Genomic DNA, 14,382 nt, shown 5'->3' with positions numbered 1-14,382 from the left:
CTCAGTGGGCGATGTCGACGACCACCCGGCGGACCTGGTCCTGCGGTCCGGCCTGGGTGATGACGCGGAAGGGCAGCTTCGCGCGGACGCCGGCCGCGAAGGTGCTCTGGCCTTCGAACGAACCGGCGTAACGCACGGCCCGCAGGGACGGCCAGCCAGGCGTGGTCACGAGGGTGTCGCCGGTCGCGGCCAGCACCCGGCCGGGCTGGTGCCCGGCGTCGTCCGTGCCCAGCGCGGGCGCCCGGATGACGATCTCGAGGGTCGCGCCGCCGGGAACCGGCAGCGGGTCGCCTTTCGGATCGGCGGCGACCACGGGGACGTAGCTCACGACGTACCCGGCTTCCGCCGGGCCGTTGATGTCGAAGACCACCCGGTCGAAGCACGCGTGCCGGCCGGCCCGCACGAGGTACAGCGCGTCCCGGCTCATCGTGTCCGGCCCGCGCGCGTCCGTGCGCCAGCCGGAGGTCTCCGCGCACGACGGGGTCGCCGGTGGCGGTGTCGCCGTGCGCGAAGGGAGCGTCGTCGCCGTCGTGGTGATCGCCGGCGCCGAAGCCGGGGGAGGCGTGCTCGATACCGGTCGCGCGCCTTGGTCGCTCCCGCAGCCGGCGAGCGCCGGCCCGCACAGCAGGGCCACGAGAACCACCTTGGCGCGCAACGTCATTTCGTTCGCATCAGTGCGTCACGGCGGTGTTCGTACTCTTCCTGGTCGATCTCGCCGCGGGCGAACCGCTCGTCGAGGATCCGCCGGGCGGTGTCGGCCGATGTCGGGGGCTGCGGCCCCCGGCGTGCCAGGACGACCGCGAGGCTGACTAGCGCGCCCAGCACCAGCACCATCAGCACGAGCATGCCGATGCCGCCGGCCCAGCCCATCGTTCCGGGGTAGTGCCAATAAGGCATGACCGGCTCCTTTCTAGTGGTTCTGGAAGTGCTTGGGGGGAGCTTCGAGCGGCTGCAGCACGTCGGCGAGGTCGCGGCGCGGGGTCGCGACCAGCGGGTCGGCGTTGGCCGGGGCCCAGCCGATGCGCAGCACCATCTGCGGGAACGAGCCGCCGGTCACCCGCTCGGTGACGTTCTCGCGGACGTCGGGGAGCTCCAGCGGTTCGGTCAGCGGGCAGGACGACAGGCCGAAGGCGTTCGCGGTGAGCAGCACCGCGCTCGTCGCTTCGCCGGCCCGGAGCCGCGACATCCGGTCGTCCGACGCGGTGCTCAGGATCAGCAGCACCGTTTCGTCGTCCTCGGCCTTGGCCCCGGGGGGCTGGGCGAGGAGCGGGTCGGCGAACGCGCGAGCCCGCAGCGCACCCGGGGTGTCGTCCGGCGCCGGGGTGTTGCGGGCCGGGACACCGTCGGGCGAGACGTGGCGGCCGCTCCAAGCGGCCAGTTCGGTGCGGTAGGCCGGGTCGGCGGCGTGGCGCCGCGAGGCTTCTTCGATGGCGGTGGCCAAGTGGTAGCGCGTCGAGTTCTCGGCGACCTGCAGCACGATGCCTTCCAGCGCCGCGGCCTTGGCGAGTGCTTCGACGTGCCCGCGCGGCACGGTCCACGAGCTGTGCCGGCGCCGGTCGGTGCGCCGCCGGGGGATCGCCGCCGCCATCGCGATTTCGTCCTGGGTGGGCTCGTGCCGGTGCAGGGTGATCGCCGCGAGGTGGCCGGGCTCGTCCGGGTTCGGCAGCCGGTGCACTTCCGCGGTCCAGCCGAGCGCGGCGAAGCCGATCCGGAGGTGGTGCAGGGCGGCGCCGCAGCTGAGGATCAGGTCGCGGCCGTCCGGGTCGGTCTCGTGCAGCAGCCGGTCCTGGTCGGCGTAGAGGTGCAGCGAGCTGTGCCCGATCCGCCAGTACCAGGGCTGGGAGTTGTGCACCGACGGCGCGCGGACGGCCATCGCGACCGCGGTCCTGACGGTGTACTCGTCCGGAAATGCTCGCTCCATCATCGGCCTGCCTCGGGATCGGGTTCGTCTGTCGGGTCGACCCTCGCACCGGCGGCCCTGCCGGCGGGAGGGCCGGAATGCCTCTGGCCGGGGGACTTTGGGTGCTCCGGCACCAAGCACGCCAGCGCGCGGGCGAACGACTCCGCCGGCGTGCCCGTGGTCGGCAGCGGGTGTGCTTCGGGCCAGGGATCGGCGTCCGCGGCCATGCGGTGCGCGATGTCGGGGGTGGCGTCGGACAGGGTGCCTGCCCGGCCGGCGATCCGGCGCGCCGCGGTCTCTTCCGGTACCTGGCAGCGGACAGCGGCCAACGGGGTGCACGTCCGCTCGGCGGCCTCGGCGGCGAGCGCGCGGTGCCGGGCGGAGTTCCAGGACGCGTCCAGCACGACGGTTTCGCCGAGCGCGAGCAGCTCACCGGCACGGCGCGCGAGTTCCGCGTAGGTCGCGTCGGTGTGGCGGGTGTCGTAGAGGCCTTCCCGGTAGTCCTCCGGGGCCCGCGGGACCGGTTCGAGCCCGGCCAGCTCCTTGCGCAGCCGGTCCGACTGGAGCAGCGTCGCGCCCAGCCGGTCGGCGAGGTCGCCGGCGATCGTCGACTTGCCGGTGCCCGGCTCCCCGCCGACGAGGATCAGGCGCACCTGACCCAGCCGGAGGTGCCGCAGCGTGAGCTCGGTGTACTCGCGGGCGAGCGCGGCCGCGGCGGAGTCGCCCTGGGCGTGCCGGAGGCACGCCACCTTGACCCGGACGAACGCGCGGTAGGCCAGGTAGTGGTGGACCAGCGCCGGGGGAGCGGGGTCGCCGGCGAACTCGCGGTAGCCGGCGAGCAGCTGCTCCGCGAGCTCCGGGGCGTCGAGCCGTTCGAGGTCCATGGCCAGGAAGGCGACGTCGTCGAGGACGTCGACGTGCCGGAGGTGGTCGTCGAACTCGAGGCAGTCCAGCACGCGCGGACCGTCGTCGAGGCAGAAGACGTCGTCGGCGAGCAGGTCACCGTGGCCGTCGACGACGTGGCCGTCGGCGATCCGGCGGTCGAACAGCGCTTCGCGGCCGGTGAGGAAGTCCTCGGCGAGTGCTTCGATCTCGATCGCGGTGGCCGGGTCCAGGACTTCACCGTGGAAGGGCCGGACCTGGTCGAAGCTGGCGCGCCACCGGGCGCGGACCGCGTCCCGGGTCTCGTCGGCGTCGATCGCGGGGCCACGCTCGGCCCGCGCGTGGAAGACGGCGAGCTGCCGGGCCAGCCGCCGGACCATCACGTGCAGCGGCGAGCCCCGGCGGACCAGGGTGGACAGGCGGCGGTCCTCGGGCATGCGGCGCATGACGACGAGGTGGTCGCACACGGCGCCGTCCGGCCCGGTGACGTCGGCGACGCCGAGGTAGACGTCGGGGGCCAGCCGCCGGTTCAGCTCGACCTCCCGGTGGCACACCCGTTCCCGGGTCTCGCGGGCGGAGAAGTCGAGGAAGCCGAGATCGACCGGCTTCTTCAGCTTGTAGGCGAGGTCTCCGACGAGGAAGACCGCGCCGATGTGGGTTTCGTGCACATCGGCCCAAGGCGCGTTCATACCCCTGAGGATCGATGCCCGCTGCGCGCCGGCGAAGGGCGTTAGGTCACCGGCTCGTCGCCGGAAGTCCCGGTCCGAGGACGAAAGTCACCGAAACCCCGGCGGCGAAACGGCCGCATGACCCGCAGCCGGGGGACCGTGTGCCCTGCGGTGCGGTCGTCGTCCCCGGCCATGCTTGTCACACCACGGAATCCGGTGATCCGAAAGGCAGGAGCGATGTCCACGTCGATGTGGTTGACCCGGCTGCGGCGCAGCCTCCTGCCCGGGCGCGACACGGTGGCACGCCCGTCGGACCGGATCCAGGCAGCCGTGCTGACGGTCGTGATCTTGTCCTCGCTCGTCGCGGCGGCGGGTGCGGTCCTGCTCGGGATCGGGATCCACGCCGGTGAAGCGGACGATTCCCGCGAACAGATCGCGTCCCGCTATGTCGCGACCGCCGTGCTGGTGGGTGACGGGCCCGCTCCCGGCACGGTCGGCCGCAGCGGCACCCCGGGCGAATCCGGCCCGGCCCCGGCGTTCTGGATCACCCGGGACGGTCAGCGGCGCACCGGCGAGGTCGACGCCCCGGCCGGCACGGTCGCCGGCAACGAGGTCGCGATCTGGCTCGACGCCACGGGCACGCCGACCGATCACCCGCTCGCCCCGGCCGCGGCGACGATCGACGCGGTCGTCATCGCCACGGGCTTGTGGGCGGGCGTGGTGTTCCTGCTCGCGGGGCTCTACTTCGGCGTGGTCATGGTGCTGGACCGGTTCCGCTTCGCCGACTGGCAGCGGGAGTGGGCCGCCCTGCAGACGCCGCGAGCCCGGCGGGATGACCAAAGTCCCGCGGGCTCGTGACCGTCGGCCACAGCACGTGCCCGGGCGGATCCGCGATCGTCGGTCCCACCGTCCGAAGAGGAGCGAAACATGAAGGCCGCCGTCGTCACGGATTTCTCGTCCCCGCTCGAACTGCGTGAGGTTCCGATCCCGGAGCCCGGCCCGCGGCAGCTGCTCGTGCGGCTGGAAACCTGCGGGATCTGCCACACCGACATCCACGCCGCCCACGGGGACTGGCCGGTCAAGCCGGCGCTGCCGCTGATCCCGGGCCACGAGGGTGTCGGCATCGTCGACCGCGTCGGTGCCGACGTGCCGGAGAGCCGGATCGGGCAGCGGGTCGCGCTGCCGTGGCTCGGCTCGGCCTGTGGCGAGTGCGGCTTCTGCGTCTCCGGCTGGGAAACGCTGTGTGAGACACAGCAGAACACCGGCTACTCGATCGACGGCGGCTACGCCGAGTACGCCGTGGCGGACGCGCGCTTCGCGGTCCCGGTGCCGGACGGTGTCCCGCCGCTCGAAGCGGCTCCGCTGACGTGCGCCGGCGTGACGACGTACAAGGCGGTCAAGGTCGGCAACGTCCGGCCGGCGGACCGGGTCGCGATCTTCGGCGTCGGCGGCCTCGGCCACCTCGCCATCCAGTACGCCCGCATCGCCGGCGGCTTCGTCACGGCCGTCGACATCGAGCCCGGGAAACTCGACCTCGCCCGCGAACTCGGCGCCGACCGCGTGGTCGACGCGAGTGCCGTCGACCCGGTCGAAGCCATCCAAGCGCAGGGCGGCGCCGACGTCGCGATCGTGCTCGCCGCGGCCCCGAGCGCGTTCGAACAGGCCCTGCACTCCCTGCGCCGGGGTGGCCGCCTGGTGTGCGTCGGCATCCCGGCGGGCGGCGTCCTCCCGGTCCCGATCTTCGAGGCGGTGATCAAGGGCATCTCGGTGATCGGCTCGATCGTCGGCACCCGCAAGGACCTGGCGGAGGTCTTCGCCCTGCACGCCGCCGGCCGCACGACGGTGACCGCGGAGGCCCGCAAGCTGGAGGACGTCAACGACGCGTTCGAGGAGGTCCTGGCCAACCGCGTCCCGGCGCGCCTGGTGATCGAGTTCTGACCACCTGTCTCCCCGGCCGCGCTCTTGCGCACGCGGCCGGGGAGACCTACTCGGCCCTCCTCGCGGCCGGCGGGTTCTTCGCGATGTTCGCCTGCCTCGCCGTGCTCAGCGTGGCGGGCGCGGTGAGCGTGCTCCGGGTACCCGACATCGGCCAGGAAGGCCAGCCGCGTTTCGCGGCGATCACCCGTGCCTCGAGCCGTCCGGCTTGAGGCGGTTCACCGGCAGCTGCACCGGGCGATCGGGTTCCAGGACGCGGTCGAGGCGGATCGGGAGGGCACGCTGACGAGTGCCCGTCGCGTGCCACACGGCGTTGGCGATCGCTGCCGCGGTGCCGGACGTGCCGATCTCGCCGAGACCGTTGAACCCCGACGGGTCCAGCGGCTCGTAGTCCGGCACGAAGCCGGCCTCGATGTCGGGCACGTCGGCGTGCGCGGCGATGTGGTAGCCGGCGAAGTCGGCGTTGACGTGTCTGCCAGTCAGCGGGTCTCGCACGCTTTCTTCGTGCAGGGCCATGGAAAGCCCCATGATCATCCCGCCGACCACCTGGCTGCGTGCCAGCAGTGGGTTGATCACCCGGCCCACGGCGAACATGCCGAGCAACCGGCGTACTCGCACCTCGCCGGTCGCCGGGTCGACGGCGACCTCCGCGAACACGGCGCTGAAGGTCTGGCGCTCCCGGTCCGGCTGGAAGTCGATCATCGTGCTGGTGTCCACGGTCGCGGTGACCGGCCGGACGGGGGTGTCCAAGTTCTCCCGCAGCTTCTTCGCGGCCTCGGTGATGGCGAAGGACCACGACGTCGTCCCGCGGGAACCGCCCGCACCCCACGCCATGCCGAGGTCGCTGTCGCCGAGCCGGATCGTGACCTGTTCCGCGGCGACGCCGAGCGCGTCGGCGGCGACGGCGGTCAGTGCGGTGCGGGCGCCGGTGCCGATGTCGCTCGCCCCGATCGCCACCGTGAACGTCCCGTCCGCCTCCGCGGTGATCGAGGCCGTCGACGGGAACACCCCGGCACTGAACGACGTGGTGGCCAGGCCGGTGCCGATCAGCAGCGGGCCTTCGCGGCGGGAGCGGGGCCGCCGGTCGCGGGCCGCCCAGCCGAACCGCCGGGCGCCCTCGCGCAGGCAGGAGACCAGGCGGCGGGTGCTGAAGGGCCGCCCGGACACCGGAGCGACGTCGGGCTGGTTCCGCAGGCGCAGCTCCAGCGGGTCCATGTCCAGCCGTTCCGCCACTTCGTCGATCGCCGACTCCAGGGCGAACGAGCCGGGCGTCGCACCCGGCCCGCGCATCGAAGCGGGTGGCAGAACGTCGAGCGGCACGGCGGTCAGCCGCGTGCGGATCGCCGGCGCCGCGTACAGGATCTTGGCCTGCTCGGTGCACCACTCGATGTACTCGACGAGGGGGGAGAGGGCATAGGCGGCCCGGTGGTGGATGGCCCGCAGGCGGCCGTCCGCGTCGGCGCCGACGGTGACCAGCTGGTCGGTCCGGGGCCGGGCACCCGTCGTCTCGAAGACTTGGGCCCGGGTCATGGCGATCCGCACCGGACGCCCGAACACCTTGGCCGCCATGGACCCGAGGATCACCTGCGGGCCGCAGGCGCTCTTGCCGCCGAAACCACCGCCGACGTGCTCGGAGCGCACGTGCACCCGCTCCCGGTCGATGGACCACAACGCGGCCAGGACCTCGGACACGCTGAACGCGCCCTGGTTGGAGTCCACGACGTGCACGTCGTCGCCGTCCCACCACGCGGTCGCGGCGTGCGGCTCCATCGCGCAGTGGCTCTCCTCCGGGGTGCGGTACCGCTCCTCGACCACGACCGCGGACGCCGCCAGCTCCGCCTCCAGGTCACCGGTGTCCGCTTCCGGCCCGAAGGCGGTCGACGCCGGGCGCGCCGCGGGGTGCTCCGGGGTGAGGTCCAGGTCGTGCGGCTCGACGTCATAGGTGACCTGCAGAGCGTTCGCCGCGGCCCTGGCCTGCTCGGGCGTTTCGGCGACCACGAGGGCGACCGGTCGGCCCGCGTACGGGATCACGTCGTCCTGGAGCAGCAGCACGCTGCCGTCCGGGCCGAAGTAGTTGCGGACGCCGGGGTCGAGCCGGGGCGCGGTGCGGTGGTCGAGCACCCCCAGGACGCCCGGCATGCCGAGCACGGCCGAGGTGTCGAGGTCGCGGATCCGGCCGCGGGAGACGGTGGCGGTCACCATCCAGCCGTGGGCCAGGCCGGGCATCGGCAAGTCCGCGGCGTAGCGGGCGGCGCCGGTGACCTTGAGCCGGCCTTCGAGCCGGGGGCGTGGCGCGCCGACCGCACCGAGGTCCGGGCTCATCGGTCCATCTCCGTTCCGGTGAGTTCACTGAGCACGGCCTGGATCAGGTTGCGTGCGAGGGTCACTTTGTATGCGTTGTCGCGCAACGGCTTCGCGTCGCTCAACGCCTCCTCGGCGCAAATCCGGAGCCGTTCGGCGGTCGGTCGGGTGCCGCGGAGCCCGGCCTCGGCGGCTTCGGCTCGCCAGGGGTGGGATGCCACACCGCCGAGGGCGATGCGCGCGTGAGTGACGATGCCGTCGTGGATGTCGAGCGCGGCGGCGACGGAGACGGTCGCGAAGGCGTAGGACGCGCGCTCGCGCACCTTGCGGTAGCGCGACCGCGGGCTCACCGCGGCCCCCGGGAGGACGACGGCGGTGATCAGCGCGCCGGGCGGCAACGCGGTCTCCCGGTCGGGACGGTCACCGACCGGCGGGTAGAACCGCGACAGCGGGATCTCGCCGGCGCCGTCGAGGGTCTGGTAGCGCACGACCGCGTCGAACGCGGCGAGGGCCACCGCCATGTCCGAGGGGTGGGTCGCCGCGCAGTGCTCGGAGTGGCCGAGCACCGCGTGGTTGTGGTGGGCACCCGTGATCGCGGCGCACCCGCTGCCGGGAACGCGTTTGTTGCACGGCCGGGAGAGGTCGGTGAAGTAGCCGCAGCGGGTGCGCTGCAGCAGGTTGCCGCCCACAGTGGCCATGTTCCGCAGCTGGCCGGACGCGCCCGCGAGCACGGCCTGCGACAGTGCCGGAAACCGCCGGCGCACCTCGGGGTGCGCGGCCGCGTCGCTGTTGGTGGTGGTCGCGCCGATGACCAGGCCGCCGTCCGGTGCGTCGCGGACGCCGTCGAGTGGCAGCCGCCGCACGTCCACCAGCCGGGTCGGCTCCTCGACGCCGTTCTTCATGAGGTCGACCAGGTTCGTGCCCCCGCCGAGGTACCGGGCGCCGGTGTCGGCGGCGACGGCGCTGAGCGCGTCGTGGACCGCGGTCGCGCGCTGGTAGGCGAACTCCTTCATCGCGTCGCCCCGTCTTGAACCGCGGTCTCGAGCACCGCGCGCACGATCGACGGATACGCCCCGCAGCGGCAGAGGTTCCCGCTCATCCGTTCGCGCACTTCGGTTTCGTCCAGTTCCGGTGCCTGGTCCGGTGCGGTGACGGCGCTGGGCCAGCCGGCGGCGTGTTCGGTGAGCATCCCGACGGCCGAGCAGAGCTGCCCCGGAGTGCAGTAGCCGCACTGGAAACCGTCCAGGCGCACGAACGCCTCCTGGAGCAGCTCGCCCGCGGCGGCCAGTCCTTCGACGGTGGTCACCGTGGTGGTGTCGGCGGCGACGGCGAGGGTCAGGCAGGAGACGACTCGCCGGTCGTCGCAGAGCACCGTGCACGCGCCGCACTGGCCGTGGTCGCAGCCCTTCTTCGGCCCGGTGAGACCCAGGTCCTCCCGGAGCAGGTCGAGCAGCGTCCGCCGGTTGTCCACCGCCAGGCGGTGCGTCACCTCGTTGACCCGCAACGAAATCTCGCTGCGCGTGTGATCGGTCATCGTGTTCCTCTCGACCCGACAGCAGTGCGTGCGGGTACCCCGACGACCGCATCGCTTCCGAGCGGCAGGCTATTGCGGGTGGCTCGCCGTCCGGGCCGGCTGCGTGGCAAGTCGGGAGGATCGAGCAAAACATCGCGAGTTCTGATCAACTGCCAAGGGTGGCTCGACATCGCCCAGCGCAGGTGACGGCCGGGTCCCCGGCGCGCTCACCGGACGGCGAACGTGCCGGAAACCCGCCCCCTCCGCGCTAGTTCGCGCAGACCGTCACCCAGCCATCGACGGTCGGGAGCCGGTGGGCGACCCCGTTCACGGTGACCTCTCCGTAGACGCGCGAACAGTGGGTGTTCGCACCGGAAACGTAGATGCCGCCCGCGTAGGTCGAGTACGTTCCCGAGTCGTACCAGCGGGTCTGCCAGTCCGCGCGCTGGAGGATGATCTCGGTGTGGTGGTCGCCTGCGAGGTTGTCGAAGGTTTTCGCGCAGAAGGTGCCGCTGCCGGACCGGTCGAGCCAGAGCTGGACGTAGCCGGGCGTCCCGGACAGCTGGAGGGGCGGGAGCGCCACACCGTTGCACGTCGCGTACGGCCCGGCGTACCCGGCTGGGGCATCGGCCGGGTCGGTCGCGGACGCGGTGGCCGCACCGCCGAGCACCGCGGTCGCCACGATCCCGGAGACCGCGACCGCCGACGCGAGCCGTCGCTTCAGTCTGTTCATCGTCATTCTCCCCTTCCGTGCCGGCTTGGGCCGACATCACCGGTGATCGTGCCCGGCCGTTCGTCGGGATTTCTGCAGGCGAGCTGGAAACGCCTGCTCAGCGGCCGTCGACGGCCCTGGCGCGGAGTCGCACCGGCTACCCTGGGACGTGGTCTCGTGGAGGGGGACGGTCCGTGGGCACGGTGGTGCGGTTGCTGGGCGAGGTCGACGTGCTCGTGAACGGGCGTCCGGTCGACCTCGGCACCCCGCGGCAGCGGTGCGTCCTGGCGGTGCTGGCGCTCGAAGCGGGTCAGGTGGTGCGCGCAGACCGGCTGATCGAGCGCGTGTGGGGTGCCGACGCGACGCCGCGGACACGGACCACCCTGCACGGCTACATCTCGCGGTTGCGGGCGGCGCTGGCGCCCGCCGACGGAGTCACCCTCGCCCGCCGCTCCGGCGGCTACGTCCTGGTGACCGAGCCCGAAGTGTCCACAGTGGACCTATTTCGGTATCGCGAGCTGCGAGCGGACGCCCGCGCCGACGAGGAGCGCGCGACGGCGCTGCTGACCGAAGCGGTGGGCCTGTGGCAGGGAGAAGCACTGATCGGGCTCGTCGGCGAATGGGTCGAAGCCGAACGCGAGCGCCTGGAGCGGGAACGGCTGGCCACGGCGCAGGATCTCGCCGATGCCCGGCTCCGGCTCGGGCTCGGGGAGGACGTCGTGGACGAGCTGGCGGGGCGAGCCGAGGCGCACCCGCTGGACGAACGCACGGCGGGCCAGTTCCTGCTGGCGCTGCACCAGGCCGGGCGGACCGCCGAGGCGCTGGACCACTACCGGCGGGTTCGCGCCCGGCTCGTCGAGGAGCTGGGCACCGACCCCGGCCCCGCGCTGCAGGAACTGCACCGCCGGCTCCTGACCACCGGAACCGGCCGGCCAGGCCGACCACCGCGATCGGCGGTGCCGCGTGAGCTTCGCGCCGCGCCCGCATCGTTCGTGGGCCGCGCCGACGACGTACACCGGCTCGACGCCACACTGGACGCCGCGAGGGCGGGCGGCACGATGATGCTCGCCGTCGTCCGGGGCACCGGTGGGCTCGGCAAGACCTGGCTGGTCCTGCACTGGGCGCACCGCCGGCTCGGCCGGTTCCCGGATGGCCAGCTCTTCGCCGACCTCGGCGGCTTCGGCGCCGGCGCACCGATGACGCCGGCCGCGGCGCTCTTCGGTTTCCTCACCGCGCTCGGCGTCGAGCCGGGTTCGATTCCGCCGGACCTGCATGGCCGGTCCGCGCTGTTCCGCACCTTGACCGCGGGCCGGCGGCTGCTGGTGGTGCTGGACAACGCCGCCGGCACCGATCAGGTCGTGCCGCTGCTGCCCGGGGGTGCGTCCTGCGCCGTGGTCGTGACCAGCCGCAACGGGCTTGCGGGCCTGGTCGCGGCGCATGACGCCCGCAGCGTTGCGCTGGGTGTGCTCCCGGCGGCGGACGCCCGGGAGCTGCTGGCTGCCCGGCTCGGTGCTGCCCGGGTCGACGCCGAGCGCGAGACGGTCGACGAGCTGGTCGGCCTCTGCGGTGGCTTGCCGCTGGCGTTGAGTGTGCTCGCCAGCCGGGCCGGGGCGCGACTGTCCGTCCTGGCCGGGGAACTGCGGGAGTCGGGCCTGGACAGCCTGGCCGACGACGACCCGGCCGCGAGCCTGCCCGCGGTGCTGTCCTCGTCGTACGACGCGCTGACCGAGGACGAGGCCACCGTGTTCGGTTTGCTGGCCCTCGCGCCGGGACCGGACGCCGCCCTGGCCACCGCGGCGAACCTGACCGGGCTGCCGCCGGCACGCGCCCGGGCCGTGCTGCGCGGCCTCGAGCAGATGTCGCTGCTCGAGCACGACCCCGACGGCCGCTACCGGATGCACGACCTGGTCCGCGCCTACGCGGCCGAAACCGCACGGACGCTGCCCGGCGGCGTCCGGGACGCGGCCGTGCGCCGGGCCCTCGATTTCTGCGCCCACACCGCCTACCACGCCGGTCTGCTGCTGGACACCCATCGCGGACCGGTCGACCTCACTCCGCCCGAACCCGGTCCGTACGTCCTCGAGCTGTCCGGCGCCGAGGCCGCCATGGTCTGGTTCGAAGCCGAGCGCGCCACCCTGCTCGCCGTCCAGGACGCCGCCGCGAGCCGGGACGAGCACGAGACTGTGTGGTGGCTGGCCCTGTCGACCGACACGGCTCGCCAGCGGCGAGGCCATCGCGACGACCGTCTCGCGGGATGGCGGGCCGCGGTCCACGCGGCGACCTCGCTGCCGGGCCCGGTTCCCGCGCTCGTCGCCCATCGGCACCTCGGGCGCGCATGCGCCGCGTCGGGACTGCGCGAGGAGTCGGCCCGGCAGCTGCGGCACGCCATCGGTCTCGCCGGAGACCACGACGACCGCTACGAACTGGGCCACGCCCACCAGGCACTCGCCCGGACGCTGGAGCGGCACGACGACGAGCTGGCGCTGACCCACGCCATCCGCGCGTTGCGCCTGTTCGAGGATCTCGGCCTGCCAGTGTGCACGGCCCACGGACACAACGCGGTGGGCTGGCACGCTGCCCGGCTCGGCGACCACGACACCGCCCGCGGCCACTTCGACGCTGCCCTGACTCTGCACCGCGAGAACGGCAACGCCGCGGGGGAGGCCGACAGCCTCGACCGGCTCGCCCGCCTCGAACACGACGCGGGCAACCACGACGAGGCCATCGGCCTCCACCGACGGGCGCTCACCCTCCGACGCGGTCTCGGGCACCTCCCGGCGTCCGCCGAAACGCTCGACCATCTCGGCCTTTCACACGCCGCCCTCGGCCGGACCGGCGAAGCGCGCGAAGCGTGGCAAGAAGCTCTGGAGCTGTACCGGTGTCAGGGCCGGGCCGAAGAGGGCGAACGGGTGGAGCACCAGCTCGGCGGGTTGGCGGCCGCTCGGCCCGGGCATACTCGAGCTTCCGCTGTTCACCAAAAGGGGGAGAAATGAAGAAGATCCTCACGCTCGCCGGGCTCGTGGCCGCGGCGGCGGTCCTGGTGGTCGCCCCGGCGGCCGCGGCACAGCCGGTCGGGCCGGTGTCCCGGCCCGACTGCATCGGGTGCTGGGAGTAGCCCGGCCGGAGCCGGCGCCGCCGCGAGAAGCGACGGTACCGGCTCATCGGATCACGCCGCGGCGGGTGGGCCGGGATCGCCGAATCCGATCGTGCCGCCCGCGTTCTGGCCCGCCACCAACGCCGCCGACCACCCGGCCTGCCTACCCGGCGCGGTCCTGCGTATCGGCGCCCGCACCCACCAGGCCGACGCCACCGGCATCCACGCGTCCATCACGCGCCACGGCTGGGCCCTGGTCGACGGCATCGGCGACAGCGCTCGCCGCACACGCGGTCGGCAGCGCTGCGGCGACCGCCGATCGTGTGGTCAGCGCCGTGGGCCAACCCGGGGGCCTGGTGTCCGCTGGCCGCTGCTCAGCGCTGGTGAGTCGCAAGGCGCGCAGTCGCCACCTTCGACACGCTCGACCGAACCGACGCCACCCGGCTCCGCGTCACCGCGCACCTCTGAACACCGGAGACCACGCTTGTAGCTGCGGGGCGCAGCGACCCATCCGGCGCGGGAACCTGCCGTGGTGGGGCACCGAGTCAGCTGAGGCAGGATCGGCGAGGCGCCCCACAGGTCGACGACGGGGCGGCCGCCGGGTCAGCCACGGCCTAGGAAATCTTGCGGCGGTAGGCGGCCGAGGCGAACACGTACGCGACGACGAGGATGCCGGCGCACCAGGCGAGGGCGATCCAGATGTCGGTGCCGGCCGGCTGCTGGGTGAACAGGGCGCGGATGGTGTTGACGATGGACGTCACCGGCTGGTGCTCGGCGAACCAGCGCACCGGGCCGGGCATCGTCGCGGTCGGCACGAACGCCGAGCTGAGGAACGGCAGGAAGATCAACGGGTAGGAGAACGCCCCGCCGCCTTCCGCCGTCTTCGCGGTGAGGCCGGCGATCACGGCGATCCACGTCAGCGCCAGGGTGAACAGGAGCAGGATGCCGGTGACCGCGAGCCAGGCCGGTATTCCCGCGCCCGAGCGGAACCCCATGAGCAGGGCCACGCCCGTGACGATCACGAGGGAGATGAGATTGGCGACCAGCGAGGTCAGCACGTGCGCCCACAACACGGCCGACCGCGCGATCGGCATGGAGTGGAAGCGCTCGAAGATCCCGCTCTTCAGGTCGGTGAACAGCCGCAGCGCGGTGTAGGCGATGCCGGACGCGACCGTGATCAGCAGGATTCCGGGCAGCATGTAGTCGACGTAGGAGCCCGATCCGGTGTCGATCGCGCCGCCGAACACGTAGACGAACATCAGCATCATGGCGATCGGCATGATCGCGGTCGTGATGACGGTGTCCAGGCTGCGCGTGACGTGTTTCAGTGACCGTCCCAACAGGACAGTGGTGTCACCGAGGACGTGCGTGGTCATC

General features: G+C 73.1%; 14 protein-coding genes. 4 read left to right on the top strand and 10 right to left on the bottom strand.

Annotation, left to right across the window (positions count from 1 at the left end; translation table 11 throughout):
• Position 1: 1 nt before the first annotated feature.
• Genes QQ657_RS03095 through QQ657_RS03080 form a run of 4 tightly spaced genes read right to left on the bottom strand, consistent with a single transcriptional unit; the run spans position 2 to position 3,471 of the window.
• On the bottom strand, positions 2 to 661 hold the full coding sequence (locus tag QQ657_RS03095) for an AMIN-like domain-containing (lipo)protein (protein ID WP_284740488.1): 660 nt from the start codon (positions 659 to 661) through the stop codon (positions 2 to 4).
• Positions 658 to 897: an SHOCT domain-containing protein gene (locus QQ657_RS03090; RefSeq protein ID WP_284740487.1), complete on the bottom strand. Its 240-nt coding sequence runs from the start codon at positions 895 to 897 to the stop codon at positions 658 to 660. The genes QQ657_RS03095 and QQ657_RS03090 overlap by 4 nt, the downstream gene beginning before the upstream one ends.
• Before the next feature lie 13 nt (positions 898 to 910).
• Complete coding sequence (locus tag QQ657_RS03085; RefSeq protein ID WP_284740898.1) at positions 911 to 1,921, bottom strand: Acg family FMN-binding oxidoreductase; 1,011 nt, start codon at positions 1,919 to 1,921, stop codon at positions 911 to 913.
• Positions 1,921 to 3,471, bottom strand: a complete 1,551-nt coding sequence (locus tag QQ657_RS03080; RefSeq protein WP_284740486.1) for a bifunctional aminoglycoside phosphotransferase/ATP-binding protein — start codon at positions 3,469 to 3,471, stop codon at positions 1,921 to 1,923. Before QQ657_RS03080 ends, QQ657_RS03085 begins: the two co-directional genes overlap by 1 nt.
• A 216-nt stretch (positions 3,472 to 3,687) precedes the next feature.
• Between QQ657_RS03080 and QQ657_RS03075 the strand changes: the two genes are divergently transcribed.
• Positions 3,688 to 4,308: an Rv1733c family protein gene (locus QQ657_RS03075; protein ID WP_284740485.1), complete on the top strand. Its 621-nt coding sequence runs from the start codon at positions 3,688 to 3,690 to the stop codon at positions 4,306 to 4,308.
• A 69-nt stretch (positions 4,309 to 4,377) separates the two neighbouring features.
• The gene (locus QQ657_RS03070; protein ID WP_284740484.1) at positions 4,378 to 5,388 is read left to right on the top strand and encodes a zinc-dependent alcohol dehydrogenase; all 1,011 of its coding nucleotides are present in this window, start codon (positions 4,378 to 4,380) and stop codon (positions 5,386 to 5,388) included.
• 180 nt (positions 5,389 to 5,568) lie between these two features.
• Here QQ657_RS03070 and QQ657_RS03065 read toward each other — a convergent pair whose 3' ends face one another.
• From QQ657_RS03065 to QQ657_RS03050, 4 genes are all read right to left on the bottom strand, one after another.
• The gene (locus QQ657_RS03065) at positions 5,569 to 7,707 is read right to left on the bottom strand and encodes a xanthine dehydrogenase family protein molybdopterin-binding subunit (protein ID WP_284740483.1); all 2,139 of its coding nucleotides are present in this window, start codon (positions 7,705 to 7,707) and stop codon (positions 5,569 to 5,571) included.
• Complete coding sequence (locus tag QQ657_RS03060) at positions 7,704 to 8,699, bottom strand: FAD binding domain-containing protein (protein ID WP_284740482.1); 996 nt, start codon at positions 8,697 to 8,699, stop codon at positions 7,704 to 7,706. The genes QQ657_RS03065 and QQ657_RS03060 overlap by 4 nt, the downstream gene beginning before the upstream one ends.
• Positions 8,696 to 9,220 carry a 2Fe-2S iron-sulfur cluster-binding protein gene (locus QQ657_RS03055; protein WP_284740481.1) on the bottom strand — a complete coding sequence of 175 codons (525 nt, stop codon included), beginning with the start codon at positions 9,218 to 9,220 and terminating at the stop codon, positions 8,696 to 8,698. Before QQ657_RS03055 ends, QQ657_RS03060 begins: the two co-directional genes overlap by 4 nt.
• Positions 9,221 to 9,467: 247 nt before the next feature.
• Positions 9,468 to 9,932, bottom strand: a complete 465-nt coding sequence (locus QQ657_RS03050) for a hypothetical protein (RefSeq protein ID WP_284740480.1) — start codon at positions 9,930 to 9,932, stop codon at positions 9,468 to 9,470.
• 173 nt (positions 9,933 to 10,105) lie between these two features.
• Here QQ657_RS03050 and QQ657_RS03045 point away from each other — a divergent pair, with 173 nt between their 5' ends.
• Both QQ657_RS03045 and QQ657_RS03040 read left to right on the top strand, forming a co-directional pair.
• Positions 10,106 to 12,904: an AfsR/SARP family transcriptional regulator gene (locus tag QQ657_RS03045; RefSeq protein WP_284740479.1), complete on the top strand. Its 2,799-nt coding sequence runs from the start codon at positions 10,106 to 10,108 to the stop codon at positions 12,902 to 12,904.
• Positions 12,901 to 13,026, top strand: coding sequence for a hypothetical protein (locus QQ657_RS03040; protein ID WP_284740478.1), 126 nt, complete (start codon positions 12,901 to 12,903; stop codon positions 13,024 to 13,026). Before QQ657_RS03045 ends, QQ657_RS03040 begins: the two co-directional genes overlap by 4 nt.
• A gap of 51 nt (positions 13,027 to 13,077) precedes the next feature.
• Here the strand turns inward: QQ657_RS03040 and QQ657_RS03035 are convergent, their stop codons facing one another.
• Both QQ657_RS03035 and QQ657_RS03030 read right to left on the bottom strand, forming a co-directional pair.
• The gene (locus tag QQ657_RS03035) at positions 13,078 to 13,272 is read right to left on the bottom strand and encodes a hypothetical protein (RefSeq protein WP_284740477.1); all 195 of its coding nucleotides are present in this window, start codon (positions 13,270 to 13,272) and stop codon (positions 13,078 to 13,080) included.
• Between the two features lie 347 nt (positions 13,273 to 13,619).
• On the bottom strand, positions 13,620 to 14,381 hold the full coding sequence (locus QQ657_RS03030; RefSeq protein ID WP_284740476.1) for an ABC transporter permease: 762 nt from the start codon (positions 14,379 to 14,381) through the stop codon (positions 13,620 to 13,622).
• Position 14,382 lies beyond the last annotated feature (1 nt).

Source organism: Amycolatopsis ponsaeliensis, assembly GCF_030182635.1.
Taxonomy (GTDB): Bacteria; Actinomycetota; Actinomycetes; order Mycobacteriales; family Pseudonocardiaceae; genus Amycolatopsis; species Amycolatopsis ponsaeliensis.
Note: the sequence above shows the minus strand (reverse complement) of the source record. Positions and strands in the feature narration are given on the sequence as shown.